Genomic DNA, 26,479 nt, shown 5'->3' on the forward strand with positions numbered 1-26,479 from the left:
CAGTTACCTTCTGCTTATCCAAATACATCCTTGGCTTTCTGGATCGCCCGGCTAAGATCAATGCCCTTACCAAGCACACCTTTAAAAAGATCACCTGTCTCTTTCAGGCGGTCCAAGGCATTAAATATCGTAAAATCCTTCATAGTCATTCCAGGCTTCACTTCATCCCAGTCCAGTGGCATAGATACGGTAGCACCAGGCTTAGGTCTTAAGGAATATGGCCCCGCAATGGTTGCCCCCGGCCTGTTCTGCAAAAAATCCAGGTACATCTTCCCTTTGCGGTTATCAATCATTCTCTCCAGGCTGGTAAACTCCGGCACCTGCTGATGAACCAGATTCACAATGATCCTGGCAAACATCTGCGACTGATCATAACTATACTTAGCTCCCATGGGAACATATATATGCATCCCGGTTGAGCCCGAAGTCTTCACAAAACAAGGCACCTCCATCTGATCCAATACCTCCTTCACCTTCTGAGCCACCTGAATCACCTGGTCAAAGGTGTTCTTATCCGGATCAAGGTCAATCACACAATAATCCGGGTTATCCGGTGACTGGCTCCTGGAAAACCAGGGGTTCATCTCAATGCAACCCAATGAGGCCATCCATAACAAAGCCGCTTCATCATTACCCAAAAGATATTCTTTATGTTCACCTTCACTAGTAGTATAAGGAAAAGTATCGGCCCAGTCCGGAGCCTTTCCCTTGACATCCTTCTGATAAAAACTCTTAGCATGTATTCCCCCAGGGAACCGGTTCAGCGACATCGGCCGGTCTTTCAGGTAAGGCAAAATATAATCTGCCACCTGGTAATAATAATTAAACATATCACGTTTGCTTACCTTATCCTCCGGCCAGTACAGTTTACTCAGATGAGTAAACTTCAACTCATGTCCGTTTACTTTACGTACCTGGGTTTCATCTTTAGGATTAAGTAAAGTCTTACGCGAGGTAGACTTCGGTGGCCGGATCGCTGAAGCATGCTGATCTTTATTTACCGGCTCAGTTTTCTGCTGATCGGGAAGCTCGGCCTCAACAATCGCTTTAGTTTCTACCGCCGCTTCCCTGATCACCTCTTTCGCTTTTTTATCTACCCGCATGCCCTGAAAAGAAGGATGACGGAACACACCATCAGAAGTTACCTCAGTAAACTCCACTTCACAAACCAATTCAGGTTTCAGCCAGGTCGCTTTCGCTTTTGGAGGATTGGGACGAAAGCGCGAAGGCTTGTTCACATCCGGAACCGCTGAAAAAGGACTTTTGCCCACGATCAGCGGTTGAAACTGCGCCATCATTTCTTTCTGATCCTGATCATTAAATCCTGTTCCCACCTTACCTACATACTGCAAATGTCCCTGTTCATAAACGCCCAGAAGCAAGGAACTAAACCGCTTAGAAGTACCTTCATTTTTGGTAAAACCAGCAATGACCACTTCCTGACGCATATGTACCTTTATCTTCAGCCAGTCTGAAGAGCGATTATTTTTTGAATATAAACTATCTGACTTTTTCGCAATAATGCCTTCCAGCCCCATTTTAGTTGCCGCCTGGAAAAACTCGGTCCCTTTAGCCTTAAAGACTTTACTTAACCTTATCCTGTCATCATCCTGAGGTAAAACCTCAGCCAAAATCGCCTGACGCTCAGAAAGCGGGAGTTCTGTCAGATCCTTACCCTGATACCAGATTAAATCAAATACATAATAAACCAGCTCCCCGTCCGCTTCACTTCTCCAGTTCTGCAAATCACCAAAATCAGAAATTCCTTTATCATTAATGACCAGGATTTCCCCATCTACCACCATATCCATCTTCCAGCTTTGCATCAGCTCAAATATGGGATAGAATTTCTCATTAAACTGTTTATTATTCCTGGATAACAACTGCACATCACCGTTTTTCAGACTGAAACCCAATGCACGGTAACCATCCCACTTCACCTCGTAAATCCACTCCGGGTCGTCAAAGGGTTCATCAACCAAAGTAGCCAACATGGGCTTCATTCCAATTGGGATCTTTGATTTTGTTCCTTTTTTAAGTAATTTTTTCAGCTCTGGACTCAGATCCACCCGAGCATAGGGTTTAGCCTCATCATCAGGCTCATCACTTTTATCCTGAAAATTAGCTGCCACCACTTTTTCTGCAGTCTTTTTTTTGCCTTTTCCGGTCTTTTCCAGTTTTTGCTCATGGCCATTCTGCCAGACTTTGTCACTGCTTTTTTCCATCTGTTCAATGGTCTTCCGGGAAAGCACAGATTTGTCCTTTTTGGTAATGTCACCTGCATCAGCATAATCATCCTTATGCTTAATCAGCAGCCAGCCATTCTCTCCCATGCCATGGGTTTTGACCAATGCATATTCCCCTTTGAGCTTGCGGCCATGCAATACTATTTTTAATGAACCCGCCTTCAGCTGCGCCAGCAAATGCTTTTCCTGAGCCTTTTTTCCCCGGATTTTCTCGATGGGCTCATAGGTACCTTCATCCCAGACAATTACCGTCCCCCCACCATACTCCCCTTTAGGAATGATCCCTTCAAAACTTTTATAATCAAATGGATGATCCTCGACCATCATCGCCAGACGTTTAGTTTTAGGATCGGTCGAAGGACCTTTAGGTACTGCCCAGCTCTTCAACACCCCCTCCATTTCCAGCCGAAAATCATAATGTAACCGCGAAGCATCATGTTTTTGAATCACGAACTGCAATTTACCTTCTGCTTTAGGTTTCCCAGCCTTTGGTTCAGCCGTTTTGCTAAAATCACGCTTTTTATTGTATTCCTTAAGACCCATGAGCAAACAGATAGAATGTTAACCTTATTTATCTTCCACTTTGGCAGGACTAATTCCCAAAACATCATCACCGTTATTAGCATTGGTAATGTTGAGTTTTTTTCCAATAGCCATAGCACTTTTATAATGCCCCTGGATAACCGGAAGCGTTTTGACAGCAAAAGCTCTCAATCCAGCATCCTCAAGACGGGTCCCAGATGTAAATAATTCAACCGTCTTTTGATGATCATTAATCATCATGCGCGTATACTGTAAATCAAAAGCCCGCTCTTCCAGGCCATTGAGTTTATCCAGATGAGCAGCCAGTTCATCAGGTAAGGAAGTACCCAGGCCAAGTCCTTTAGCATCCGCAATCGCTTTCAGTTCCGCATTAGCGACAAGATGATCTTTCAACATTCGCTCCGCAAAATCCTTCACCAATTTATTCTTAGTTCGTTTAATGGCTATACCTGCAGCCTCAACCTCCATCATACCACCATTTGCTGCACTTAAGATAAAAACCTTACCGTCACCATTCAAATCAATATCAGCAGTCAAAGCCTGCGCCCTGCGCGAAGTATCACTCAAAGAATCAACCATCTCCTTTGCAGTCTCATCCCGGCCATTCCGCTCGGCATTATTGCAAGCCTGCAGCCCGGCAATCAGACAAATAATCAATACACATTTCCAATGATTTTTCATAATTCGATGTTTTTAAATGATTAATATTTAACTGTTTCAATTCCATGCCATCAGGCGGGATGATTGGGTCTTAAACCCAGGATCACAAAACCTATCAGCCGAAAAATGAAGTCAGCCAGAGGCTCGCCTGCAATTGATGAGATCGTCCAAATGACACCAAGAACCAGCTATAAACATACTACCAGAAGGCTAACTGAGCGTAATGATCAATAATTGATAACCAGTGAAGTAAGTACGGTTCAATGCAACCCTGGCTGCAACAACTAAACTTCAATTAAAACCTCAACGTTCAGGATCATCAGTAGTATCATTTACAGTATAGCCCTCTTCATCAAGGTCAGCCCGCTCATCTTCAGGAGTTCGGGCCAATAATTCATCCTCAGGGCTAAGCTCAACACTCTCCCCCTGGTCAATGTGCATCCCGAATTCGTTCAGTCTTTCCTCCAGGGGCTCAGTCTTACCGGAATACTCATCGCCCACAAAAGGGTTTGCCTCGTCATAATCTGAATCAGCATCTGATCCATTATCCGAAGCAGTCTCATAGGGAAGCGGATGGTCATACACCGTATCTTCAGCTTTAACATCTACTTCAAAAGTATTCCGCTCTTCATTAAAGGAAAGATCATCAAAATCTTTAGTTTCCCCTAACTCAGCATCGTGCAGCTTATCTTTTGCGGACTCGCCTGCTGATTTATTTTTTCCACTAGTTTCCATACGCACAAATTTTATCCATATAACGCCCTGCACAGCTGAATTGTTTTTTTCTTTTCAGTGGCTATTCCCAGTAAAAGAACACCATAAAATCACCGAAATGCATTCAAGGCATCTTTATACATCTTTAATTTCACCTGAAAGAATCCGCTGATAAAAAGTACAACAACCTGTAATCAAATTATACTCCTTACGGTGAAGAAGCAAGCCTGCTGTTTATTGGGATTGTCTCAACTTAGCCTGAATGCTTAAGGTTGTGTGCGGTACAGCCATTAAACGTTCTTTAGCAATCAACTGACCAGTCTCCCGGCAAATCCCATAAGTTTTATTGGCGATCCGCACCAAAGCCGCTTCTAACTGCTCAATAAATTTTCTCTGACGTGCTGCCAATTGATGAACAGACTCTTTTTCTAACGTAGCCGATCCATCTTCTAATTGACTGTAAGCGCTTCCTGTATCATCCGTCCCATTAGGGTTGGTAGTACCCAAAGAGCTGGAAAGTGTTTCCAGTTCACCTCTGGCAATTTCAATTTTCGAAAGGATCAAAGATTTGAATTCTTCCAAATCCTTATCTGAATATCGGGTAAACAATGCATTTGAGCCAGCTTCCATGATTAAAAACAATAAGTTGTCGTCATCAAGGGATCAGACATCCCTCCACTTTTATATTCCCTAAACCAAGTTTAAATACATTTTGTTTGAAATCATATCGCAGGATTTCATTTTTAAAAACATTTCTCCAGCACAAGTCAAGGAAAACCACTCCCACACCAGTGCTGAGGATGATTTTAATTCTCAACAAAAATCATTCAGCCTCCTTTTCCTGCTAACCAAAAATCCCTGCCTTGAAAACAATTTAAAAACAAGGATGTTAAAAAGAAAAACACAAGCTTATGAATTACAGAAAACAATTTAATAAGATTATGTCCGGTAGAAATGACAATTCAGTCATGGTTGGCGTTGCTTTAATTGGTGGAATTGCAATTGGCGCCGCACTTTCCGTACTTTTCGCACCCAAAAAAGGAACCGAACTTCGGGAAGGAATCACCCAGGGAGGACGCCGCCTATGTGGCACAGTCATGGAATTAGCAGAGGAGTTAAAAAGCAAATTTAGCAATGAAAAAGCTCCCCTGGATGAATCCAGTGCCGATGAGGATAACATTACTGATGAAAATACTCCCGCTAAAAAGCCTAAATCCGACATCGGGGAATTTATACAGCAAGCACATCAAAACGCTAATGAATCTCAAAGCTAAAAATAGTCAGCTATGTCCTTATCAGCAAAAAGATAAATTAGCTTTACCAACATATATTGATTCACAAATCAGAAGTTATCCTTCCGGCAGTTCTGTATATTGCAGTTGTGTGGGGAACTAACTATAGTTATCCGGAGGAAAACGGTGCATCAAGCATCCCTTGCTGATGCACCTTCATTTTAAAACTTTGACCACCCTGATGCAGGTTCACCCGATTATGGAATGATTAGCCTGATTGTCTAAAATGTTGCTGACCGGGTAATTTTCAATGGTGCAACAATCACAATCCACAGATCAAATAAGTGTAATAATACCCAGCACACGATGCTGGCAGCCATACTGCAACCGTATTTTTAATTATTTCTCCGGTCTTTAAAAACCAAATTCATCTAAAATGGTTATGGATTTAAAATTAGTATAAAACCCACCTATGATCACAATAAATACACCCGGCCTGGACAGATTTGTTTTAGCCCAGGAAAGAGATTTCGAAATTGCCTTAACTGAAATCAGCTATGGCAAAAAACAAACACACTGGATGTGGTACATATTTCCCCAAATCCAGGGACTGGGTTTTTCAGATACGGCCAAATACTACGACATAAAGGACCTGAAGGAAGCAACCCAGTATTACCTTCATCCCCTGCTCGGACCAAGACTGATAAAAGTCACCAAAGAATTACTCAATCACACGGATAAAACCGCCTATGAAATATTTGGTTCTCCAGATGAGCTCAAGTTGCGCTCAAGTATGACCTTGTTTGCTGCAGTACCACACGCAGATCCGGTATTCCAACAAGCTATTGATCAGTTTTTCAATGGCGAGCATGATCAAAAAACCCAGCGGATACTCGGTCTGCAAGCATATGGGCAGTAACCATCCAACAGTCTAAATACAAAAAGACACTTGATAAACGCCAGCTATTGCTACAATAAAACATCAAATACGCGCATGATCACAGGAATAGAAAAATTAAACACAGCACTTTCAAGCGAACAAATCGACCAGCTAAACAAAGCAGCAGACAGACATACCACACAATCCAACATCAGTTTCACCTTACTGGCCATTGAGGACAATCTGATCGAAATAGAAACTGCCCAGGGTGAAAATAAATCCGGCAAATACTCAACTGAAGCCACCCTAATCAAAAGAACACAGGAGGTGTTCAGTAAAATCACTGAGTTTCAAATCAAAGTTCATCCACTCGCTTACCTACCCTCACCAACCAGCGTTGTAAACCCCGCATGGCTGGAAAGAAAGATGCAGGAAAAAGGAGTACGCATCAAGCAAATCGCCTTTGAGACCGGCATTGACAGAGAAAGCATATCAGACTGGGTAACAGGAAAACGTTCCATGAGCCAGATCGTAAAAGCCATGTTCTACTTCTATCTTTCCAAATGACATATCTGGTAAAAAACTAAATCTTTTTTACATTTAACATCTAAATACGTTATCAACGATGAAAAGAATATTACTCTCAATCTTTCTTAGCGTCTCTATAATGAGCGTTAATGCCCAATCGGTCACATTGAATACCCTTATTGGATATGTTACTTCCCCATTGGATCAAGTCACTGATAACATTATTTCCTTAAAAGGCTGGGAACTTGAAAAATCAAAAAATCAAGATGACATCATAACTTTAGAATTTGGAGGTGACGATAATAACTCTACAATAGTAATAAAACGGTTCAACGATTATGAAAATGAGGTTTTCTTTATATGCGGTAAAAGCTCTTATGATTTTTTGAATAAATCACTGCTTGCGCTCAACCCAACCTTTACAGGATCAAAGGTTACCAAACAAGGCGACATAGTTAAAACATATTCTGGAAAAACTTATGGTTATGCTGTGACTATTGCCCCAAAATCACTGTTTACTTTTCACATTTATAAGAATGGCAATTTGTTAATAAAAGATGTAAAACAGGATGAAAATGACGATCTGCTTTCTATTCATAATAATGAAGGAGGTTCTGGATTTGGAGAAACACCAATTGCGTTAAGAAAATTCACCAACTTAGTTATGCCACAGGATGATGGTCAAAATTCAGGAAAAATTGCAATACGGATAAAGATTAACAAAAGTGGAACTGTAATAGATGCAACACCCGGTGTAAAAGGGACTACTTTAAATGATAGAGAATTATGGCAAAAATGTAAAGATGCAGTAATGGGAGCACGTTTAACGCAATCAGAATCTGTACCTGATACTCAGATAGGTATAGTTGTTTTCAACTTTAAAGTGAAATAAAAAAAATACCAGTGCTGAACTAAGGTAGCTTTTCTAATAAAAAGTGGTATAAAATTCCGTTAATGGTGTGAAAAGAAAGTTTTAAGCATCTTATAAATCTTGAACATCTAAATCATCGGCATTATCCAAATACTTATCCATCCAAGAATTCATGAGATTTCCAATTGACCTAACTGATCTACCTTCTCCAAACATAGAACGGGTACTACGACGTTTGTTTTGATATTTAATAATCCCTAAGTCTCTCATCCGGATTTCTAAAACACTTGTGCTCACTTGAAAAATAAACGCCAATTGTACCATGGCCACCTTAAAATCTAGAATATTACAAGGCTGATTATCTACCCAAATATATCCACGTTTACTATTACCTCTATTTACCTGCCAGTTAATCAGTTGCCACATTAATGAATATTCTGGCATAATCAAACAGGCAGCAAGATAGTTTGCCTGCCATTCAATCCAGTGCTTTTCTTTATTTAGTTTATACTTTCCTGTCGCATAATCATATTTGGAATCCTCCTGCTCATTATACAAGGTTTGTGAAATTTTTAGATTTTCATGTAAGATGAAATGGGCAATTTCGTGTACACAAACAAAAGTAAATTGACCGGAGCCTTGCAATTCAGGATTTATAAAAATTGTCTTATCCTTTCGCAAATAATAGCCATTGAGATGAGACTTTTCCTGCTCAAATGGCATATCTATTACAAATTGTAGTCCGTAATGTTCAGTCACGTAGGCCATAAAATCTTCCAATGGCAGAGGGTTACCCCTGGCAACTACACTTGGATTAAATGCTGACAATATCTGTTCGCTAATACCAGTGAGAATCTTTTTAGATAAAAACTCTAATCCTTCAGTTTTATCACCAGGCTGTTCCCAATTTACTTTTGCATTCAGCTCTCTACTTATGAACTGCTGTATAATAAGATCCCAATCCGCAGTAGTAATATTGATATCGTCTACACTGAATAAATCATTAATCTCTCTTAATTTCTGTAATTCTTCCGATAATGAGAATACTGCATAATCTGACTGATCTGGTTGGTTTCTTCGCTTGTTATAAAGCATTATGTCGGTATTATCCAGGTCCACCTTAATCCACATCATATTTTTACTTTTCAATAAATTATAGCCACCTTCCTGAAGATCAGAAGTTGTCACAAACACACCCTTGACATAAAGTCCAGCCACCTGCTGAATTTTTGAAATGAATTCTTCTACATCACTAACAGGAACCCGCCCCTTATAATTTTTACATTCAATTAAGTAAAGGATATGAATTTGATCAGTTCCTGGTGGAGTTACTTCAATACTTAAATCAAAGATGATATCCGCTTTTCTATCATTGGAAAAGTAAGGCACTTTGGATCTCAAATGACAACATTCTGGACTCAACGCCAATCGGCCCTCATTTATTGCCGATTGTAAGATACCAGATACTTTTGCCTCAAATAAATCACCTTTGCGTACAGTATTCATATTACTAATATTTTTCGTAAATATAAATATTATGAAAATCAACAAACTGATATCAAACGTTTTATTTATCCACACCCTATTGATAAATATTTTAGCAATAGGTTACCCAATAATAAAAAGGAGATGTAAAGTTAGAAGTTACCTGATTCTAGTTGGACGAATTCAGATGATAAAATCATTGACTTTATATCAACCGTAGATTAGGAAATTATAAAAATTGCTACCTTCATAAATTAACTTATGCCTTTTTAAAAACGATGTTAACACCAACCAAAACCACCAATAGACTCCATTTTTCTGATCTAGACCCAAAAAGATTTGAAGATATTTGTTTTCAGTTGCTATCCGCTCACTACAACTGGAAAGAACTGGTTCACATCGGCAGAGAAGGCAGTGATGGCGGAGTAGATATTCGTGGTATACAAACTGTTGAAGGCGGTGATCAGCACTGGCTCATCCAATGCAAAAGGTACATCCGGATTACGCAAGCAGAGTTAAAGAAAGTAATTGATACAATTGTCCTGAATTATCAGGAATCAGCCAGAATATTGATTATCGTAGCTTGCGATGTCAGCAAAGCTAAATATGACTATATCATTGACTACTGTGAGAAAAGCGGGATTTCCAGACCTGAAATCTGGGCTGCATCCAATCTGGAAGCCATACTATACAAATATCCAAAAATACTAGAGCTTGCTTTTGGGATCACAAAAGAGCAGCAAACAAAAAACAACATTCAAAAGATCAATGCAGGGATTAAAATGAAGGACAAAGTATACAAGTCCTTGATCGATCACAAATTCATAAAAGACCCTGCCAACAGGCAAACGATCTTAGATTATCCTGCAAGCAGGTTCATCAGCGCCGAAGTATACATCAGGGATGTGAATGACAATACATATCCTAATATGGCACCCATGCCTGAAGGAGGTATTAGCAGCTGGTTTAGGGCAACTTTTTATGACCTGTATTATAATGGCATTGAACTTTGGCTCGCAACTGGTCACTACGTCAAGGTACTTATGAGGAGAGACGGATATTGGGAACCATTACATGAACCTGGCCACCTAAAATTGAACCACCCGGACTTCAAACTGATCGACGCCAAAATGATCGGACGCATACCCTATCATGGCATCAAAAACCTGATTCCTGACGGAGACCAATATACTTCTGAACCCCATTTATTCTGCACATTTGATGGAGAAGATGACACCCCTTATGAGGAAGTTTATTACAAATCATATGGCTATCCGGATGAAGGAACTATTGACTGGGAATTTGATCGCAGCAAACAAACCACATTTTAAATCATACAACAGATATGACCATTGAAAAGATCATCAGCGCAAATGAGAAGAATTTTGAAAAATGGGATGAGCAGTTACAAGAGCACTGGGATCTTCCATTTCATTCTGGGGTTACAGATCCACAAGAAGTATCCAGGATTTTTTATCAGACGAATGATCTATTATACGCCATCGCTCAAAATTTCATTACTTATGGAAAATTCAAAGATACTTGGGATATATCAAAATGCTCACATAATGTATTTGGACAGCACTTATACCTCAATTCGGAAAAGCTAGATATTAACTTTTACTGGGGAGTTGATCAAGACACTTTTTATATCGAATCATTTATGATACATCCTGAAAATCTCAGGCATATGACAGATGAATTTTGGGAAATGCTATTGGAATTGAAAACTATAGGTAAGCTCGAACTCAATTGCCCAACCTTATTAAGCCCGGAGTTACGTCCTTTTATGGAAAACAAAACCAGCTCAGTATTTCAATTGATACGAAGCTTCATGCTCCAGCAACTAGAAGTGATGAAAAACAATCCATTTGGCGCAGAATATCAAGTCAATTTAGGCACATTGGTTATGAAATGGGATTTCAATACACCTTGGGGACAACTGCTTGAACAGTCCTGCAAGGCATTTAAGATGCTTTATTCCATGAATTATATGCTTTGGAAAATTTCAGACTTGAATCGAAAAAAATCCATTAATTCAATTTAACAAATTCAGCACCTCCGGTTTAAACGTGTTTTTTTGAACTAAATTCTCCAATATCGGTCTGAATAATGCCAGCCCATCTTTACCAATTCCGGCAGGAACTACACCGTTTTGTAAGAAAAACAAGAAATCACCGAGGTGCGCCCTGTAGAAGATCAAACCTCCATCATCCTGATTCCTCTTTAATTTTGCATATAGCCCGTCAAGATGAGGCACTTCCCTAAAGAGAAATGCCAATATCTCCCCAAGATCTTTATGCTGATATTTTTGCACAAAAGTATTCAAGTTGTAATTCATAATTTCAAAATTAACATAATTCAATATATATATCGAAGAAGTCGGGAACTAAGTGGCATCACATAATCCAGAAAAACAATTTACCTTTAGGTATGTTATTTAAGAATCTTTTAGACGCTAAGTATCGAGAGTTACAGCCAAATTTCGAAGAGTTATACCACCATATACTAAAAAAGCAAACCCATGACGGTGACCTGTTACTAGTTCATTTAAATGCTTTTTATAATCCCGAAGTTCATACCTGGGATAATCTTGATGAAAAAATGAGTCCATATATGTTTGGCCCAAGCCATGAAGGGCACTCTGAACATACACATCATGATTTTATCGGAGAGTACGTAAAACATAATGTTTCTGCTGTGATATATTCTGATTATTTAAAAAGCGTGGAATATTCTGAAGACAGAAGAAAAGAAATAGATGATTTAAATTTCGATGAATCGATTACCATCCAGACCGAAATGCTGATCTATATTAAAATATGGGAATCGGACACATTCATTAAAAAGTTCTTTCAACTTGCTAATTTGCTGGAAGGAAAACCCTATGACTGGCATTATAAACTGATGACCACCAGCAGGGAAAAAGGAGCAACTGGAACCAGGGACGTTATCATCAGAAATAAAATACGGGATAAATTTAAAGGTGTAATCCCACGGCTTTATAGTGCATTCAAAAACACCTATAACTTTCAGGTAAGAAATTCAATCGCACACTCTCAGTATTCCATTCTTGGGCGTCATATACAGCTTAATAACTATGTTAAAGAAGATCCATACAGCCAATTAAGGGTATTATCTTTTGAAGAATGGACAGACAGATTTCATGAAACCCTAGTACTTTACACGTTGTATCACGAACTGCTAAATACAGTAAATGAAAATTACGGCAAGGTCGTTAGCGGGATGGGAGACGTATTTTCGATAAGAATATCTAGAAAAGCCCCTGTTGAAGAAGTGGAATATAAAGATATTCACTACAGAGAGTTTTTCAAAGACTGGAGCTGGTATCCTGATAAATAAGATGTAAACTAAAAATCCCTGCACCAGTCCTGATGCAGGGATTCATAATTCCCAAAACAGTTATACTGCTATTTACTCTCTTTGTTTTTCAGTTCAGTGACTTCGTTACGTCCTTCCTGAGCCAATACCTTAATATCCTGGAAAGCCTTACGCAAACGAGTTCCCGCTGCTTTATTTCCTTTAGTGTAAAAAGCTGTTGCATCTGCTTCAGTAGCAGCTACCAATTCTTTCAATTTTTCAAATGCTGACATAATAAATAGTTTAAGGGGGTGAATTTATAAATTAATTGATGAAAACGCCAAATGCGCTACATCGACATTTCCTGGCTTTGGGAGGCACCCTTCTCCTTTCCAGCGGAAATATCCTTTCCTTGTTTAACCACTTTTTGAAACTGCTCCCTGTTGACAGGCCTATTGTCCAGGCTAAAGAAATTCAGGTTACCAAACCTTGGTACGGCCTCCATCTGTAACTTCTTTAGTTCCCCCGTCTCCGTTAATGCAGTAACAACCGGGCGTTCCCCATCTTTCATCGCTGCCACAATAGCATTAAATTTTTCCGGGCTTTCCAGCTCCTTAATCCTGTAGTTCGACAATTCCTTCTCCAGGTTAAAAGGATAGCCCTCACCATACTGTTTGATGACAAGATTCCCGTACTTATCACGGGGTTCATCAAACTTGTAGACATTCCAGGCCTGGTACTGCTCACCCGCACGGCTGACCAAATCATCCCTGTGGGCAGATCCTCCCTGCAGCATATTACTGCTCTGAGTCATATTAAATCCCACTCCTTTATTCACATACACCGTATTTTTTACCACAGTATTGCGATAAGGTCCCTGAAAATCACGGGTAACATAATCCACCTTGCCATCGTTCATGGTTGCCAGGGACTGACCTTCAGTCAATTTTCCATTTGCTGATACTTTTCCTGTAAACAACTCACTATTGCCTTTCTGCTTGTTAAAAAAATCTATAGCAGCAATAGGACTATCAAACCTGCGCAGCAGTGGTTTTTCCAATACCACGCCATCCTTGACATCAGTTCTCACCGCATACTGATAGTCATTCCCTAATGGCTTTACCTTATTGTTATAAGCCAGATCATACTTATTGAAAAAATAATACTCCGAATCTCCGGCACCTCTTTTCAGGTGAGCAGTAACTTCCAAATGCCCTTTATGTGAAGGCAAATGCGCAGTTACAGCAATAGTCTCCAGATTTTTCTCCATTTGTTTTTCAATCGCTTCCTGCATTCCAGCAGGCATTTTCAGGGCAGCCGCCTGCTCCCTGAAATCTTCCAATGAATTTCTGTTCATCTTAAATATTTTTAATTAACTAAATGTGCAGGGATAGATCCTGCTTTTGTTTCTTATTGCGCTGTATCGTCTTTACCCTGGTTTTCGCCTGTTGAGGCTTCAACGCAGCTTCCTTTTGCTTTTTCAACTGTTCCAGCGTAATCGGCTGTTGCTTCTCATTCAGCATCAAAACCTGTTTATTCAAAGGATTGGCCTGCAAAAAAGTCGTCTTACCATTTTCCTGCATTAAAGCAATCTGGTTGCCTTGTTCCATACCATTCAGCGCTCGTACACTAGCCAGTTCTGGTTTGTTCAGCACCTCAGCAATTCGGTTCACCTCTGCCCTCAGGTTAAAATCGTGATCAGCCGGTGTCTCTTTTAAAAGCGGATTCCCATCAGCAGTCAGATTCTTGAAATCCAGCTGCATCCATTTAGAAGCCATCCGGTCTCCACCAATTGAATAGTATCGCAGCACAGCCCTTCCCTGTAACAGGTTAGCAGCCTCCCTGGCATTGATACCCAAAGCCACATCAAAAGTATAAGAGCGGTTCTTTTCAGGGCTGATCGGATCTTTCAGCGTTCCCGTATAGCTGAACATCTGGTATTTACCGGAAAGGTCTTTTTCAAAATTCACCTTCACCTGGTAATTACTGGTCCCCCATGGAGAAACAAGCTCAATCGAGGTCTTCGCCCGCTCAAAATCAAGTTTACGATCCAGCTGAAGCAGATCAGGATTTAACCCCATTGCTCCAATTTTCTCACTAAGACTTGCAAGGTTCTCATTTTTCAACTGCCTAAACTTAGCCGCCTGGATAGGCCGGTCAAATAACACCGCTTTAAGCCTGCGCAACACGCGCAGCACCGGGTTTGGATAAAGCTGTTTTTCCAGTTTATTGACCGTTTTTTTCACCATATCAAGCACCAGCTTTTCATCCGAACTTGCCCCCTTAGCAATCCGATCCACTCCTGCCCGTAAAAAGTCATGCTTCTGCCTGGCGATGTCTTTTTCAATATCCCTACCAAACACTTCCTCCAGCATAATCATTTTATCCTGCCAGTTTTCGCAAAGTACAATAGCCCGGTTAACTTGCCTGCTCATGCTATTTCAGCTTTTTGGTATTGTCCCGAAGCAGCAAAGGATAACCCGCTTTCAACTTCTGTTTAACCCTTTTAACTTTTTTATTAAACAAAGATTTCGCTGCATCCAGTCCCGCACCCGCTATCTGCGTGCTTAAACTCTGGTCAAAACCCATCAGACCAATACTGCTCACCGCATCGACACTCCCCCTGTTTACCGCATCTGTCAATAAAGCCTCTGGTGCGTTGATCCCGGGCATGGCATCTCGCTTATCAAATACCGTAAGATTGACTGGGATAACAGAAGTACCCAGCCGGATGTTGCGGATCTGCAAATTCAGGCGTTGATTGCTGAACTCTGCAAGGCCGAATACCAGGTGCCCCTTGGGGATGAGCTGCCCGTTTAGCCGGACACTATCCAGCAGGCGAAGTTCTACAACCGAACCCTGCACGGCCTTTTGGTTACCCGCTATGACCGCAGGAATAGCTTTAAACAGGCTGTCAACCTCCCCGGCAACAGGTTTAACATTTTTCCTGGCCAGTTCAGGATTCTGCACCGCCATAATCTTATCCATCAGCGAATGCAGCTGTACCATTTCCGGATCTTCCTCAGCAGGTGGCTGCATGTTTTTCATCAGGCTTTCCAGCCTGGCTACATCTTTGCCCATTGGCGCATCGACCGAAAAAGCCGTTTTTCTGTTTAGCTGGTCATAACTTTTAACTGGAGCAGCCGGGCTGTTGATTTCCCTGTTGATCGCAGCCAGCTTCTCATTGATCTGTCTGGTCTGGGGATCTTCCACAGGCGCAAAACCAAACCGCCCCGCAACAGCTTCAATACCATTACTGGTATCGGAACCACTTTCAGTCAGTTTATAAATGCCCATTTTATCCTTTGGTTCCTGGGCTTTAAACTGCGCATCCGGCAGATTGGCATTAATTCCTTTGGGTTGCGTTTCAGCTTCAGACTTTTCAGGATTCCCCCAACCCATGGCATAAAAGGCCAATGCTGAAAACAGCAGCACTAGCACCGGCAGAATCAGCAAAATCCTGCGCTTGTCTACTCGTTGTTTGTTCATATCAAATAATTTTAATGGTGAATGATTAAAGGAGTTGCAGCAGTAAACTCAGGCAGTAAAGACCAAAGCCAGCGCAGAATACAATCAGCAGCATCAACCAGCCTTTACTGGAAATGCCAGCGGTTTTACCATTCAGGTAATCCGCGACACGCTGCTGGTAGCTCAGTATTGCTAATGCAATTCGTCCGGCAGTCTGCTCCTGCCTGCTGCTTAAACCCCGATTTTTTCTTTTACTAAATAGCCTCATGACCGGATCGTTTAGCAGTGACATCTGCATTGAATAAAGTTTCCCAGCCTTGAATCAGAAAGCCATGCGGGTTATTGTCCGTCTGGATTTTCAAGTCCCTGACCGTTCCCTGGGTAACCAGCTTACGAAATACCGTACTACTGGAGCGCGATAACTTCTGAGTGGCATAACAGGTAAAAGCATAGGGATATACATTGATATCCAGCCGCGTGCTGTCTACTGTAATCTCCTGGGAAATATTGGCTGAGATCAGGTTGTTGTAATAACCCTGCTCGCGAAGGTTATCATAGGCTTTTTTCGCACTTTGATCAGCCAGGTAAAGCGCTTTGACCATACTTGCCTGAATGGCCTTATCATCAGGACTCAGGTTAAAAAAATACTGGTGAAAAGTCTTGATGTGATCCCGCAGTTCTACCTCCAGGTTACTTTTTCGGTCTGAGGCAAAAGCCTGCAACAGCTTCCCGTTGTACAATACATGAACCGTTTGTCTTTCCGCGTGGATCACCTCGCAGAATTTATAAATACCGAAACAAAGGGTCACTACATTTGCCAGCAAGAAAAACAGGCTGAACTTTTTAATGTGCTGAAAAGCACTGTCTATATTTTTAAGTTGTTTGAACATCATACAAAATTTACTTGCCAGATACTTTGTCATTGAAATAGTCACTGCCTTCAGAAGAAGCAATACCGCCGGACATTTTCCTGGCCATATCGCCAAAAGCATCCTGCTGCATGTTGTTTCCCTTGTGAACCTGATCTCCCAGGATTTGTCCACCGCTGACTACCAGGCTATTGATTTTGGACAGCATCGCATTTCCCCCACCGGCATTGACAATGTAATTGGCCACACCAGGAACAGTGAAATACCCGAATATGCCAATAATGAGAAACACCAAATACGCGGTATCTGCCGGGCTGAAAAAGGTATCTCCCTCCAATCCAATCTGCGAAATATCTATTTTCAGCATGTTCTGCTGGATTTGTCCCAGGATCGTCCCGAAAATATTAGCTACCGGGAGCCACATAAAAATGTTAATGTACCGCGCCAGCCAAATCGTTAAGGTATGCTGGAATCCATCAAAGACCGCAAAGCCAAAGACCAGCGGTCCCAGAATCGCCAGCACAATCAAGTGAAAAGTCCGGACGGTATTGATACAAAGGGCAGCCGCGGCAAACAAGACCTGTAACACCTCACTCATCCATTGTTTGATGCTGTTACGGAAGTTGTAATAACTCTTGTCCATCCAGAACTTAATGTCATTACCTACCCCTTCAAAAACCCCCTCTTTTTCTCTGTCCGGATCTTTAGGGTGTGTAAACCGGTACCACTTTTCACTATCACCCTGCCCCGATTCCCCTACATACATCTGCCACTGCCTGCTCTTCTTTACAGCGGCTTCCTTTTGTTTGAGCAAAGTCGCAATCGCCTTATCCGAATCCTTGACCATCCCCCCGGTAGCAGAAACCACAGGCTGCAATACCCCGTTCAGCAGCGAAATCACCAAGGGAAAAAGAATAATGGCCATCCCCAGGGCAAAAGGTCGCAGTAAAGGATAAAAATCCACCGCTTCAGCCGCTGCAATCTGCCGCCATACCCGGGAAGCGATATACCATAAAGCTCCAAAACCCGCCAGGCCTCGTGCCACCCCGGTCAGTTTACTGCAAAGTGGCAGCATATCCCGGTACACATTGTCCAGTACCGGTTGCATCCCGCCAATATATCCTGCCCAGTCTGCACCACTCTGCCCAAAGGACAGTATGGGCAAAAGCATGGCCAGTACCGCAAAAAATGCGGTTATTAAAAATATCTTGATCATAATTATCGAATTAAATTTAGCGCGCGTTGAGCACGTTACAAATCATTATAATACTTCCTCAATCCGTCAACATCCGCCTTTTCCCGTTGCCGCTGCATATTCAGCGAACTGGTCTGCCGGTTAAAACTCCGCAGGAACATCAGTTTATCCTGTGTATCCGCAAAAATCCGGTCAATGGCCTGCAAGCGTTCATCATCAGTCATACGCAATTTCCCCGCAGTAATCACCATCGCCAGCTGATCCAGGTTATCCAGACTCTGGCTGAACAATTCCCCGTAAACTTTCCCCAGGTATTCCAGTTCAGCAACCGTAAAATTACCACCAGCGCTGAACCGTTTAAAAGCAGATTTGTATTCGGAAACAATAGCCGACTGATCGGAAATGATGTCTGCAATTCTTCGGTATTTCCTCACCTCAGGACTCACCAGCATCATCCCATCCAGGAAAACCTCGTGCAAAGAAAAATTACCCTCTGCAATATCCTTCACCGATTTGTAACCCGTGGACAGTACATCGTAACCTTTTTTCATCGAGGTCAGAATCCCTTTCAGCTGACTGAGCTTTTCCACATTCAGCAGCAATTGCTGCGCTTCCTGCGACTGCGCTAAAGTTCCAAAAGAACAACAGCACAACAGCAATAACATTAAAAACAAATTCTTCATCGCTATTCTTTAAAGTGAAACATCCTGTTCATATCCTCCAGCTCAAACGCTTCAGACTGCCTATGCCGGATCAGCTGCCTGGCATTGCCGATAAAATCCTGGGTAAAAGCAGATTTCTCCAGCATACTTTCATATACCTTATCCAGCCTGGACAAACGTTCATCATCCTTCATTTCCAGCCTGCCCGCAGTAATCACCAGCAGCAATTCCTCCAGGTCATCATAACAGGCCGCAATCAACTGATCGGCAACCAGCGCGACATAGTCCAGGTTTTCCGCAGATAAAAAAGCGCTGCCTTTGACACTTCCAAAAGCCTTCATAATCGAAACCTGCAAAGCAATAATTTCCGCAATTCTGGCATCCTTGCGAATGGCCGGACTGACCTGTTTCAAAGAACAGATAAAGGCACCATGCAGGTTAAACTCCCCATGGGTAATGTCCCTGATGGCAGACAAGCCTCCATCAACAATCTTGTAGCCCTTTTTCAGATACCCTGCATAGACTTCCAGTGCCGCGATTTGTTGCACGAGGTATTTTTTCTGCGTTTTCTTTTGCTTAAACCATTCCGACCAGGTCTGAGCTGATGAAGAAAGTGGAAAAACACTTACCAATAACACCACAACCAGCAGGCAGAGTGCTTTAATTTTTATAATTTTACTTTTATACATTCGTTTGTAATTAATAGACTAAAACCAAGACTCATGAAAGCATTCAGTTCAGCCACAGTGATCCACGTCAGCGATTTTAAAAGTGCTCTTGATTACTACACCAGGATACTGGGCTTCACTTTTGATTTCGAGTTCGGGGAATATGCAGGACTGTTTATAGACGAAGTCTTCATTCACATCAGCGGTTCGGAAAATCCCGGCAGAAAAAAACCTACCGGAAGCGCTCACCTCTGCATAGACATAGATCAGGTAGATGAGCATTACCAGCGGCTGACTGAAAACGGAGCCATCATTTCAGTAACCCTGGAAGACCGCGTTTATGGGATGCGGGATTTCGCTGTAGATGACCCGGACGGCAATACCCTGGTATTTGGACAAGCCATCGCCCCGCCCATACTTTAATCCTCCAGTCCATATATCCGCTTTAAGGTTTTCACTTCAAAAGCTGATTTCGCCCGCTGGATTGACAAAGTGATGTTCTGGTTATTGAACTGCTTTAAATCCGCATAATTCTGTTCCATCTGCTCAGCAGCCGAACCAATCAGTTCCAACCTTTTCGCATCAGACATCTGCGTTTTAAAAGAATTCACCACCACAAACACCTGGTCCAGGTTTTTGATGCTCGCATCCAGAATACCCCGGTAGACCTCTTCCATATGCAGCAATTCATCCGCGCTGAAATGCTTGTCCTTATTGAACAAACCGATTGCCCATTTGTATTCCCGGACCATAGCCGCCTGTACCTCCGCCAGGTCTTTGATCCGCTTATAAGTAGCAATCAAAGCTTTTACTTCCCAAAGCTTCTGGTAATAATCCGCATACAACACACGCTGCCTTTCCGTCCAGTCAGAAATCTCCGTCAGCTTCAATTTCGACAACTGGTTTTCGATCACCTTCTGCGCATTTTGCAGCCAGATCGTTTCATTTTGCAGCCGCTGCACCTTCAGGTCAACCGCCTTAATGACTTTTTTTACCCCCGCCTTAATCACCTCCACAATCGCCAGCTGCGCATTTGCCCCAGTGGGCAAAGCAACCAGCAAAGTCATGGCACTAAGGGGCAGGACAACCATATAGGTTCTCATATACTGTTTTAATGTCTTCATAAATTTTGTTAATTAATGCGCTGATACCTGCTGTTTTCCAGCATCAACAACCCATGTTTAATGTCAAATGAAATGACCCTTCCCTTACGGTTCTCGGTCATACTTTGTGAGCCCGGGTCATACACCGCTTTCCATTCTTCCCGCTCTAACTGCAAATCTCCAACCCTGCCCTTCTCATCGATCAGCTGAAAACCAGTTTTACGCTGGATCAGGTAATTCAGGTCCTTGTCATGTTCCACCACCAAAGTATCATAAGCGATACTGAATTCAGAGGAAGCCTGATTCACATAGGTACCAGGAATCTGCTGTTCAATACCAACATTACAGCCAGCAAAAAACAAACACGAAACTACAACACCCAGAAATGCATATTTGAAATTTTTCATGATTAAAAATTTTAAAGGTTATAAACTGATTTTACCACTGCGGATATCAGAAGCAAGAGCTACAACTCCCTTATGGATATCACCATAACGAGCCGCATATTCCTCCACTTTCATCTTCTCCGTTTCTTCTGTAGTATATATAAGGTATTCCTCCAGACAGAGCTCGTTCCGGTAGACATTCATCTGCTGGCCGCCCTGATCCACAAAGATTTCCCGGTATTGCTTGCCCTGCTCATTTGCTTTATTCAGCGACAGCAGCATCGTTTTCGCTTTATCCGACAAACCCAGCACTTCCTGCAACTTGTCAAACTTGTTCATGAACTTGCGCATGTCCAGAAAAAGCTTGGTATCAGAAAGGTTGATCACCGTTTCTTTAATGATTGGAGAAGAAATCAAATCATCTACCTCCTGGGTAATCAAAGCCGCTATCCCGTTAAACTTCCTTACCGTTTTGTACAAATATTTGATAAATCCAGCCATACCGGTCTTGGCAATGGCGATCCAGGCCTCATCAATCGCCAGTATCTTCCTTTTACCCTTCAGCTTGCGCATTTTAGAAATGAACATTTCCATAATGATGATCGTCACCACCGGGAATAAGATCTCATGCGACTTGATTTTGTCCAGCTCAAATACAATGAAGCGTTCATTCAGCAGGTCCAGGTTCTCGGTTGCGTTCAGCAAATAATCAAACTCCCCGCCCTTGTAATAAGGATTTAAGACATACACAAAATTCGACAAATCGAAGTCCTTCTCCTTTACATCCCCGTTGCGAAGCACCACCATATACTCCTGGAGCAGGAACTCATAAAAGGAATTAAAACAAGGAAAAACCTCCGGATGAACAGATAAATAATGATAATACAAAGTAATCGCCCCTGAAATCGCCACATACTCCGAGCGGTTATAATCCTCACTGTCTTTCTTCCAGAGCGCGATCAGTAAAGTTTTCAGGCTTTCCTTTTTCTCTACATCCAGCACATCTTCCTTAGCAATATAAAAAGGATTAAACCGGATAGGATTTTCCTCGGTATAGGTAAAATAATAACCCTTTAGCGCATCACACAAACCTTTATAACTGCCTCCAATGTCAATCGTTACACAATGCGCCCCATCATCGTACAGTGAACGCAGCAAATGACACATCGCTAGTGACTTCCCCGCACCTGATGAACCACAACAAAAAAGATTCCTGTTGGTGATCAATCCCGATTTCATCGGTGCATTGAACAGATCCAGGTAAACCGGACGGCCGTACAAACGATCCCCCAACCTGACCCCGGTAGCATCAGACCTGCAAGCCGATTCCAGGTTCAGAAAACAAGCCGCCTGTTCGGCAAAGGTGTCAAAAGTATCATTCATCGGAAAATCCGCCTCATTACCCGGCATCCCCGCAAACCAGATCTGCGCCGCACCATCACTTTCCTCCTTCACCACTGCATCCATCACCGCCATCGCTGAGCCCACCTTATTTCTCAATTCCGAAAGTTCCGAAACCTGGTCTGACCAGCACATCACATTGAAATGCGCCTTTACCGGCAGCTTCTGCGTCACTACCGCCTCATTTAAAAAGTCATTACAGGCATCCCTGCCCACTGCATTCTCACGTGAGTAAGCCGATAAAGACTGCAAACGCAGTTTCTTCGCCTCCAGCGCTTTAATTGTTTTCTGCGCATCCCCGATAAATATAAACTGGTTATACACATGGTTACAATCCAGCAATTGACCCAATGGCGTTGCAAAACCAATACTAAAGCGCGTCTTATCCGTAGAATATTTATCATAATTGATCCTGGAACCACAAATCGCAGGTAAATCCACCGCATCCGAAAGCGTATACAACTGGCAATGCTGATCACCAATACGGATTTCATCCCGGATGTGAACATCCCTGATCACCGGCTGCTGACCACGTCGCAAAAGGAAACAATACTTTTCAATCACCCCCGGCTTACTCGCTGTCCCGGACAACTCCGCATCCACTAGCCTGCGCAAACCCAGTACCCCAGTATCCAGCAGAATCCGCTCAAACTGCCCGCAGGCCGATAAAAAACCGGCAAACAACTTTTCATCTTGCATCCGAACCGGAGCAATAGATTTCCGCAGGATATTGGAATAACTGGAAGAAGACAACTTACGGCCCAAAGGCTTTTGCGTTAAAAACACAAAACACTGGTGATCCAGGAAAGTCCTATCCTTAAAAAACTCCACAGCAGCACCAGACAAAACATTATCCGAACTACCCGACACCCCAACTTTCGCCTGCTGAAACCAATCCGCTTTATGAAAAACTGTTCCCGGATTCAATACCCGGATCGCCTTTACAAAAGCCTGGTGCAATGCCTCAAAATCCGCCACCGACTGCGTACCGATCACTGGTAAAGTCAGCTCATAAGCAATCGTTACATCCCCGAACATAGAAATCATCGCCCCGGATTCCACCTTCCATACCGGCATTATTTTTTCAATCCCGATCATACCCTTTGCCTTTCTGCATTACTTTGTACTACCCGCAAACCCGTAAACACCCGCCTTGAAGAAAACTTCAGGTAAACAGGTAATCCGCGTTTAGCAAAGTACTTACTCAATCCATGAACCCCAAAGCGCTTAGACAATCTGGTCACGACTAAAAACAAAGCAGTGCCCAAAAACACAACAACAGGCACCACAACGACCAGCGGAACACCCAGAATATACATCAGCGTAAAACTCAGCAACAGCAAAACCAGACCTACCGCTAAATACGCAATGTACTGCCCATACAAACCCCGAAACTCAATTGGCTTATTAATGCCCTTATTGATTTGATAAATTGAACTCATCATCTTAAAATTTTAATTCAAACAGCGGACGAGGCCATGCGCCATCTTATCCTAAGCTAAACCCCGCCCGCTGAGCACCCGTTAACCCTAAACCCCGAAGAAAGACTTCAGTACCGTTGCCACAATCACCAGGAAAATACAGCTGCCAAACCATGCCGCAGCCACCTTATTGGTATCCGGCTCACCCGCATTCCACTTATTGAAAACTTTCACCGCCCCGATCAAGCCCACTACTGCACCGATCGCATACACCAGATCACATCCCGTATCAAAATAACCCGACACCTGATCCGCCGCAGCCCTGATCCGTAGGATAAGAACCCAGCGCCTTTTTATATTTCTATAATAGGTTTCCGAGGTCTCTCCCCCAAACCGTACGTACACGTCTCCATGTATACGGCTCTCCACTAATATTCGCAGTCTAACCTCCGTGATGAATCTTTTTATGGCAGGGTATACACACTGCCATTGTCTTCCTTGCTCTGGCGATCATTTTAATTTGCCAAGGCGCTTTGCCTTGCTTATTAATGTCACTCATCTTTCTTATATGGTGCATCTGAAGTTCTCCTTCCGAACCACACAATTCACATTTTTGAGCTTTCAACCTGTCTATTAAACTGGTTGTAGAAAACATATCATCCCACTTTGGAAAACTATCCACACGGGATGTCATAGCTTCATCTTTCTTTTTGAAACCTCTGTTGTATAAGACTCTGATTCTGTTTTCACCTTTTTTATTTGTGTACCTTATGGTGAACTCACCATTAATTTTGTACTTCTCAATTACTCGTGGAATGAACAGTTGATGTTTTCTCCCGTAGGTTTTATACATACTGTATTCCATGAAGTATTTGAAGGTGTTAATCGCTCCAGCGTTTAACGCTATTGAATAGTAGTTATAAAACCCTATGATTTCGGAGTTGTATTGACTTATAATTTCCAGATCGTCATTATTAAATAACCTTGGTCTTGCTGATGGCTTCCACCGTTGTTCCCCTTGATACTGATCAAACTTGACAGCACCATATTCAATCAACTTGTCCCTCATCGCATTTTCAGGCATTTTTAAAACGACCCTTTTACTATAAACACGATCTAAACTTCTAGTCTTCTCATCCCTTTTTGCTAGATTGGATTTTCTTACAGTAATATTGTATGATAAGAATTTAGCAGGAGTTTCTGAATAGGTGATCAAAGTCTTTTCGTCTGATAGTTCAAGCTTCAGCTTATCATTGAGGAAGTCTTTAATTTCCTTTTTGATTTGCCTGCAATCTTCCAGATTACCAATTACACCGATCAGAAAATCATCTGCATATCTTACATATTTTAATCTTCTGTAATTCCCATCCATTTCATTTGCATAAGGAATTAGGGTTCTTTCTTTTTCAATAGTTCTTATCTCGCTGATAAGAGATAACTTTTCAGTTTCATCCTCTACAATTTTTAGTTTCTTGACCAGTAAAGCTCTTCTACTTTGAAGTTTAGCTGTTTCAGGATTTGCTTTCCGTTTTTTTCCTTTGTCGAATTTCTGGATGTATTCGTTCATATACTTGTCCAGTTTGTCCAGGTATATATTAGCCAGAATTGGACTAACAATTCCACCTTGCGGAGTTCCACTGTACGTTTTATGAAAAATCCAATCTTCAACATACCCAGCATTTAGAAACTTCCTTATAAGCCGAATGAAACGGTCATCTTCTATGCGTTCTCTCAGGACATTGATTAAAACATCGTGGTCGATGTTATCAAAGAAACCTTTAATATCGCCTTCAACAAACCATTTTACTCCACGGTAAGTAGTTTTAACTTGCATTAGTGCAGTATGGCAACTTCGTTTGGGTCTGAAGCCATGAGAGCAATGTTCAAATTGTCCCTCATAAATCGCTTCCAACACCAATCTGATTACCTCTTGTACCAATTTATCATCAAATACTGGTATCCCCAGAGGACGTTTTTTTCCGCTTTTTTTCTTTGGAATATATGTCCTCCTTGAAGGTTTTGGTTGGTACGATTCATCACGAATGGCACCGATTAGCTTTTCAATCCTTGCAAGGCTCATTTCGTCGACAGTACTGCCGTCAGAACCTGCTGTCATATTACCTGGCTTCGCATAAATACGTTGATAGGCAACATAGTACATCTCAGGATTGAATAAAATCCTGTATAGTTTCTCAAACTTATAGTTTGGAACCATACTGTGTCTTGTTAGACTGTTTAATACATTTTGCGGACTTCTCATAATGTCTCACACATTTTCCTTTATTAGTATTAAAAAATATTAGCTGTCTTCCTTCGCCATGTACAAGGCTTTCCCTTGCTCGGACTACTACGAAGACTCCGTTACCATACCGGATATTCAGAGACTACTCTCATAGCCACGCCAGTGGCATTCCGATTTAGGTAATCCCCATTTAGTTGTTAATAATTATGGCGCAACAGATTATCGGATATGACTTCCACCTTTTACTGCATATTGCAGTTGTGCTGTAATTTGTTCTAGCTCCCACGATAGGCAGGGAATCTGGGAGTATTACAGTATGACGATTTTAGTTATCTTACGTCATAAACACGGCAAAGAACACTCAGGCTATCATTCAATCAATCAGGACTTTATCCTTATATCTGTTTTTTCATCTCACTATTCAGTCGCAGTCTGATAACTAACTGACTTATAGCTTTATCAGCAGGCTATGTTTCCCGTTATTGGTTTCCCTCACGAGTTAGCTGATTAATGTTGGGTCTTTTGAACACTAACCCAATGCCTTGCCAAAGGCACATTTATTAACAACCCTATATGGGCGCACC

General features: G+C 42.0%; 28 protein-coding genes and 1 pseudogene. 8 read left to right on the forward strand and 21 right to left on the reverse strand.

Annotation, left to right across the window (positions count from 1 at the left end; translation table 11 throughout):
• Positions 1–14: 14 nt before the first annotated feature.
• The 4 genes from ligD to ABDJ41_RS20730 all read right to left on the reverse strand — a co-directional run bounded on the left by ligD (position 15) and on the right by ABDJ41_RS20730 (position 4,793).
• Positions 15–2,789 carry a DNA ligase D gene (ligD, locus tag ABDJ41_RS20715; protein ID WP_349788037.1) on the reverse strand — a complete coding sequence of 925 codons (2,775 nt, stop codon included), beginning with the start codon at positions 2,787–2,789 and terminating at the stop codon, positions 15–17.
• A 24-nt stretch (positions 2,790–2,813) separates the two neighbouring features.
• Positions 2,814–3,470, reverse strand: coding sequence for a DUF4142 domain-containing protein (locus tag ABDJ41_RS20720; protein WP_349788038.1), 657 nt, complete (start codon positions 3,468–3,470; stop codon positions 2,814–2,816).
• Between the two features lie 282 nt (positions 3,471–3,752).
• Complete coding sequence (locus ABDJ41_RS20725) at positions 3,753–4,184, reverse strand: hypothetical protein (RefSeq protein WP_349788039.1); 432 nt, start codon at positions 4,182–4,184, stop codon at positions 3,753–3,755.
• 213 nt (positions 4,185–4,397) lie between these two features.
• Complete coding sequence (locus ABDJ41_RS20730) at positions 4,398–4,793, reverse strand: TraR/DksA family transcriptional regulator (protein ID WP_349788040.1); 396 nt, start codon at positions 4,791–4,793, stop codon at positions 4,398–4,400.
• A gap of 281 nt (positions 4,794–5,074) precedes the next feature.
• Here ABDJ41_RS20730 and ABDJ41_RS20735 point away from each other — a divergent pair, with 281 nt between their 5' ends.
• From ABDJ41_RS20735 to ABDJ41_RS20750, 4 genes are all read left to right on the forward strand, one after another.
• The gene (locus ABDJ41_RS20735; RefSeq protein ID WP_349788042.1) at positions 5,075–5,437 is read left to right on the forward strand and encodes a YtxH domain-containing protein; all 363 of its coding nucleotides are present in this window, start codon (positions 5,075–5,077) and stop codon (positions 5,435–5,437) included.
• Between the two features lie 430 nt (positions 5,438–5,867).
• Positions 5,868–6,314 carry a DUF1810 domain-containing protein gene (locus tag ABDJ41_RS20740; RefSeq protein WP_349788043.1) on the forward strand — a complete coding sequence of 149 codons (447 nt, stop codon included), beginning with the start codon at positions 5,868–5,870 and terminating at the stop codon, positions 6,312–6,314.
• Positions 6,315–6,389: 75 nt separating this feature from the next.
• Positions 6,390–6,842 carry a helix-turn-helix domain-containing protein gene (locus tag ABDJ41_RS20745; protein ID WP_349788044.1) on the forward strand — a complete coding sequence of 151 codons (453 nt, stop codon included), beginning with the start codon at positions 6,390–6,392 and terminating at the stop codon, positions 6,840–6,842.
• A 58-nt stretch (positions 6,843–6,900) separates the two neighbouring features.
• A complete protein-coding gene (locus ABDJ41_RS20750) occupies positions 6,901–7,695 on the forward strand; it encodes a hypothetical protein (protein ID WP_349788045.1) in 795 nt (264 codons plus the stop codon).
• Between the two features lie 90 nt (positions 7,696–7,785).
• On the opposite strand, the gene ABDJ41_RS20755 is transcribed toward ABDJ41_RS20750, so the two are convergent.
• On the reverse strand, positions 7,786–9,180 hold the full coding sequence (locus ABDJ41_RS20755) for an ImmA/IrrE family metallo-endopeptidase (RefSeq protein WP_349788046.1): 1,395 nt from the start codon (positions 9,178–9,180) through the stop codon (positions 7,786–7,788).
• Positions 9,181–9,437: 257 nt separating this feature from the next.
• Here ABDJ41_RS20755 and ABDJ41_RS20760 point away from each other — a divergent pair, with 257 nt between their 5' ends.
• Entirely contained in the window at positions 9,438–10,490 is a 1,053-nt protein-coding gene (locus ABDJ41_RS20760; protein ID WP_349788047.1) for a restriction endonuclease, read from the forward strand.
• Between the two features lie 14 nt (positions 10,491–10,504).
• The gene (locus ABDJ41_RS20765) at positions 10,505–11,206 is read left to right on the forward strand and encodes a hypothetical protein (RefSeq protein ID WP_349788048.1); all 702 of its coding nucleotides are present in this window, start codon (positions 10,505–10,507) and stop codon (positions 11,204–11,206) included.
• Here ABDJ41_RS20765 and ABDJ41_RS20770 read toward each other — a convergent pair.
• The gene (locus ABDJ41_RS20770) at positions 11,198–11,500 is read right to left on the reverse strand and encodes a hypothetical protein (protein WP_349788049.1); all 303 of its coding nucleotides are present in this window, start codon (positions 11,498–11,500) and stop codon (positions 11,198–11,200) included. The genes ABDJ41_RS20765 and ABDJ41_RS20770 overlap by 9 nt on opposite strands.
• Positions 11,501–11,592: 92 nt before the next feature.
• Here ABDJ41_RS20770 and ABDJ41_RS20775 point away from each other — a divergent pair, with 92 nt between their 5' ends.
• Complete coding sequence (locus tag ABDJ41_RS20775; protein WP_349788050.1) at positions 11,593–12,522, forward strand: hypothetical protein; 930 nt, start codon at positions 11,593–11,595, stop codon at positions 12,520–12,522.
• Between the two features lie 68 nt (positions 12,523–12,590).
• Here ABDJ41_RS20775 and ABDJ41_RS20780 read toward each other — a convergent pair whose 3' ends face one another.
• From ABDJ41_RS20780 to ABDJ41_RS20820, 9 genes are read right to left on the reverse strand one after another with little or no spacing between them, the layout of a single operon-like run.
• Entirely contained in the window at positions 12,591–12,773 is a 183-nt protein-coding gene (locus ABDJ41_RS20780) for a BF3379 family histone-like protein (RefSeq protein WP_131607471.1), read from the reverse strand.
• 56 nt (positions 12,774–12,829) lie between these two features.
• On the reverse strand, positions 12,830–13,837 hold the full coding sequence (locus ABDJ41_RS20785; protein WP_349788051.1) for a hypothetical protein: 1,008 nt from the start codon (positions 13,835–13,837) through the stop codon (positions 12,830–12,832).
• Between the two features lie 19 nt (positions 13,838–13,856).
• Positions 13,857–14,915 carry a hypothetical protein gene (locus tag ABDJ41_RS20790; protein ID WP_349788052.1) on the reverse strand — a complete coding sequence of 353 codons (1,059 nt, stop codon included), beginning with the start codon at positions 14,913–14,915 and terminating at the stop codon, positions 13,857–13,859.
• 1 nt (position 14,916) lies between these two features.
• Positions 14,917–15,969, reverse strand: coding sequence for a conjugative transposon protein TraM (traM, locus tag ABDJ41_RS20795; protein WP_349788053.1), 1,053 nt, complete (start codon positions 15,967–15,969; stop codon positions 14,917–14,919).
• A gap of 25 nt (positions 15,970–15,994) precedes the next feature.
• Positions 15,995–16,216: a hypothetical protein gene (locus ABDJ41_RS20800; protein ID WP_349788055.1), complete on the reverse strand. Its 222-nt coding sequence runs from the start codon at positions 16,214–16,216 to the stop codon at positions 15,995–15,997.
• Positions 16,203–16,838, reverse strand: a complete 636-nt coding sequence (gene traK, locus ABDJ41_RS20805) for a conjugative transposon protein TraK (RefSeq protein WP_349788067.1) — start codon at positions 16,836–16,838, stop codon at positions 16,203–16,205. Before traK ends, ABDJ41_RS20800 begins: the two co-directional genes overlap by 14 nt.
• A 10-nt stretch (positions 16,839–16,848) precedes the next feature.
• A complete protein-coding gene (traJ, locus tag ABDJ41_RS20810) occupies positions 16,849–18,033 on the reverse strand; it encodes a conjugative transposon protein TraJ (RefSeq protein ID WP_349788056.1) in 1,185 nt (394 codons plus the stop codon).
• Between the two features lie 35 nt (positions 18,034–18,068).
• The gene (locus ABDJ41_RS20815; protein ID WP_349788057.1) at positions 18,069–18,695 is read right to left on the reverse strand and encodes a TerB family tellurite resistance protein; all 627 of its coding nucleotides are present in this window, start codon (positions 18,693–18,695) and stop codon (positions 18,069–18,071) included.
• Positions 18,696–18,697: 2 nt separating this feature from the next.
• Positions 18,698–19,363 (reverse strand): hypothetical protein, encoded by a 666-nt coding sequence (locus ABDJ41_RS20820; protein ID WP_349788058.1) that lies wholly within the window; start codon positions 19,361–19,363, stop codon positions 18,698–18,700.
• A gap of 33 nt (positions 19,364–19,396) precedes the next feature.
• Here ABDJ41_RS20820 and ABDJ41_RS20825 point away from each other — a divergent pair, with 33 nt between their 5' ends.
• The gene (locus ABDJ41_RS20825) at positions 19,397–19,765 is read left to right on the forward strand and encodes a VOC family protein (RefSeq protein WP_349788059.1); all 369 of its coding nucleotides are present in this window, start codon (positions 19,397–19,399) and stop codon (positions 19,763–19,765) included.
• Here the strand turns inward: ABDJ41_RS20825 and ABDJ41_RS20830 are convergent.
• The 6 genes and pseudogenes from ABDJ41_RS20830 to ABDJ41_RS20855 all read right to left on the reverse strand — a co-directional run bounded on the left by ABDJ41_RS20830 (position 19,762) and on the right by ABDJ41_RS20855 (position 25,868).
• A complete protein-coding gene (locus tag ABDJ41_RS20830) occupies positions 19,762–20,445 on the reverse strand; it encodes a conjugal transfer protein TraI (protein ID WP_502930357.1) in 684 nt (227 codons plus the stop codon). The two genes, ABDJ41_RS20825 and ABDJ41_RS20830, sit on opposite strands and share 4 nt — an antisense overlap.
• 29 nt (positions 20,446–20,474) lie before the next feature.
• Positions 20,475–20,852, reverse strand: a complete 378-nt coding sequence (locus ABDJ41_RS20835; protein WP_349788061.1) for a hypothetical protein — start codon at positions 20,850–20,852, stop codon at positions 20,475–20,477.
• An 18-nt stretch (positions 20,853–20,870) separates the two neighbouring features.
• Positions 20,871–23,330 (reverse strand): TraG family conjugative transposon ATPase, encoded by a 2,460-nt coding sequence (locus ABDJ41_RS20840; RefSeq protein WP_349788062.1) that lies wholly within the window; start codon positions 23,328–23,330, stop codon positions 20,871–20,873.
• On the reverse strand, positions 23,327–23,677 hold the full coding sequence (locus ABDJ41_RS20845; protein ID WP_349788063.1) for a DUF4133 domain-containing protein: 351 nt from the start codon (positions 23,675–23,677) through the stop codon (positions 23,327–23,329). The genes ABDJ41_RS20840 and ABDJ41_RS20845 overlap by 4 nt, the downstream gene beginning before the upstream one ends.
• An 84-nt stretch (positions 23,678–23,761) precedes the next feature.
• A pseudogene (locus ABDJ41_RS20850) lies at positions 23,762–23,980 on the reverse strand (DUF4134 domain-containing protein); the annotation flags it as partial.
• A gap of 115 nt (positions 23,981–24,095) precedes the next feature.
• Positions 24,096–25,868, reverse strand: coding sequence for a reverse transcriptase domain-containing protein (locus ABDJ41_RS20855; protein WP_502930341.1), 1,773 nt, complete (start codon positions 25,866–25,868; stop codon positions 24,096–24,098).
• Positions 25,869–26,479 lie beyond the last annotated feature (611 nt).

Origin of the sequence: Pedobacter sp. ASV1-7 (genome assembly GCF_040203335.1) — a bacterium.
In the GTDB taxonomy this organism is placed as follows: Bacteria; Bacteroidota; Bacteroidia; order Sphingobacteriales; family Sphingobacteriaceae; genus Pedobacter.

What these genes read in the sequence shown, in the direction of transcription:
- ABDJ41_RS20765 (WP_349788048.1), top strand. Translation starts at nt 10,505, where the DNA reads ATGACCATTGAAAAGATCATCAGCGCAAATGAGAAGAATTTTGAAAAA.
- traM (WP_349788053.1), bottom strand. Translation starts at nt 15,969, where the DNA reads ATGAACAAACAACGAGTAGACAAGCGCAGGATTTTGCTGATTCTGCCG.
- ABDJ41_RS20720 (WP_349788038.1), bottom strand. Translation starts at nt 3,470, where the DNA reads ATGAAAAATCATTGGAAATGTGTATTGATTATTTGTCTGATTGCCGGG.
- ABDJ41_RS20830 (WP_502930357.1), bottom strand. Translation starts at nt 20,445, where the DNA reads ATGAGAACCTATATGGTTGTCCTGCCCCTTAGTGCCATGACTTTGCTG.
- ABDJ41_RS20780 (WP_131607471.1), bottom strand. Translation starts at nt 12,773, where the DNA reads ATGTCAGCATTTGAAAAATTGAAAGAATTGGTAGCTGCTACTGAAGCA.
- ABDJ41_RS20800 (WP_349788055.1), bottom strand. Translation starts at nt 16,216, where the DNA reads ATGAGGCTATTTAGTAAAAGAAAAAATCGGGGTTTAAGCAGCAGGCAG.
- ABDJ41_RS20770 (WP_349788049.1), bottom strand. Translation starts at nt 11,500, where the DNA reads ATGAATTACAACTTGAATACTTTTGTGCAAAAATATCAGCATAAAGAT.
- ABDJ41_RS20775 (WP_349788050.1), top strand. Translation starts at nt 11,593, where the DNA reads ATGTTATTTAAGAATCTTTTAGACGCTAAGTATCGAGAGTTACAGCCA.
- ABDJ41_RS20760 (WP_349788047.1), top strand. Translation starts at nt 9,438, where the DNA reads ATGTTAACACCAACCAAAACCACCAATAGACTCCATTTTTCTGATCTA.
- ABDJ41_RS20750 (WP_349788045.1), top strand. Translation starts at nt 6,901, where the DNA reads ATGAAAAGAATATTACTCTCAATCTTTCTTAGCGTCTCTATAATGAGC.
- ABDJ41_RS20825 (WP_349788059.1), top strand. Translation starts at nt 19,397, where the DNA reads ATGAAAGCATTCAGTTCAGCCACAGTGATCCACGTCAGCGATTTTAAA.
- ligD (WP_349788037.1), bottom strand. Translation starts at nt 2,789, where the DNA reads ATGGGTCTTAAGGAATACAATAAAAAGCGTGATTTTAGCAAAACGGCT.
- ABDJ41_RS20855 (WP_502930341.1), bottom strand. Translation starts at nt 25,868, where the DNA reads ATGGTTCCAAACTATAAGTTTGAGAAACTATACAGGATTTTATTCAAT.
- ABDJ41_RS20740 (WP_349788043.1), top strand. Translation starts at nt 5,868, where the DNA reads ATGATCACAATAAATACACCCGGCCTGGACAGATTTGTTTTAGCCCAG.
- ABDJ41_RS20815 (WP_349788057.1), bottom strand. Translation starts at nt 18,695, where the DNA reads ATGAAGAATTTGTTTTTAATGTTATTGCTGTTGTGCTGTTGTTCTTTT.
- ABDJ41_RS20820 (WP_349788058.1), bottom strand. Translation starts at nt 19,363, where the DNA reads ATGTATAAAAGTAAAATTATAAAAATTAAAGCACTCTGCCTGCTGGTT.
- ABDJ41_RS20840 (WP_349788062.1), bottom strand. Translation starts at nt 23,330, where the DNA reads ATGATCGGGATTGAAAAAATAATGCCGGTATGGAAGGTGGAATCCGGG.
- traK (WP_349788067.1), bottom strand. Translation starts at nt 16,838, where the DNA reads ATGTTCAAACAACTTAAAAATATAGACAGTGCTTTTCAGCACATTAAA.
- traJ (WP_349788056.1), bottom strand. Translation starts at nt 18,033, where the DNA reads ATGATCAAGATATTTTTAATAACCGCATTTTTTGCGGTACTGGCCATG.
- ABDJ41_RS20790 (WP_349788052.1), bottom strand. Translation starts at nt 14,915, where the DNA reads ATGAGCAGGCAAGTTAACCGGGCTATTGTACTTTGCGAAAACTGGCAG.
- ABDJ41_RS20835 (WP_349788061.1), bottom strand. Translation starts at nt 20,852, where the DNA reads ATGAAAAATTTCAAATATGCATTTCTGGGTGTTGTAGTTTCGTGTTTG.
- ABDJ41_RS20755 (WP_349788046.1), bottom strand. Translation starts at nt 9,180, where the DNA reads ATGAATACTGTACGCAAAGGTGATTTATTTGAGGCAAAAGTATCTGGT.
- ABDJ41_RS20725 (WP_349788039.1), bottom strand. Translation starts at nt 4,184, where the DNA reads ATGGAAACTAGTGGAAAAAATAAATCAGCAGGCGAGTCCGCAAAAGAT.
- ABDJ41_RS20730 (WP_349788040.1), bottom strand. Translation starts at nt 4,793, where the DNA reads ATGGAAGCTGGCTCAAATGCATTGTTTACCCGATATTCAGATAAGGAT.
- ABDJ41_RS20845 (WP_349788063.1), bottom strand. Translation starts at nt 23,677, where the DNA reads ATGATGAGTTCAATTTATCAAATCAATAAGGGCATTAATAAGCCAATT.
- ABDJ41_RS20745 (WP_349788044.1), top strand. Translation starts at nt 6,390, where the DNA reads ATGATCACAGGAATAGAAAAATTAAACACAGCACTTTCAAGCGAACAA.
- ABDJ41_RS20735 (WP_349788042.1), top strand. Translation starts at nt 5,075, where the DNA reads ATGAATTACAGAAAACAATTTAATAAGATTATGTCCGGTAGAAATGAC.
- ABDJ41_RS20785 (WP_349788051.1), bottom strand. Translation starts at nt 13,837, where the DNA reads ATGAACAGAAATTCATTGGAAGATTTCAGGGAGCAGGCGGCTGCCCTG.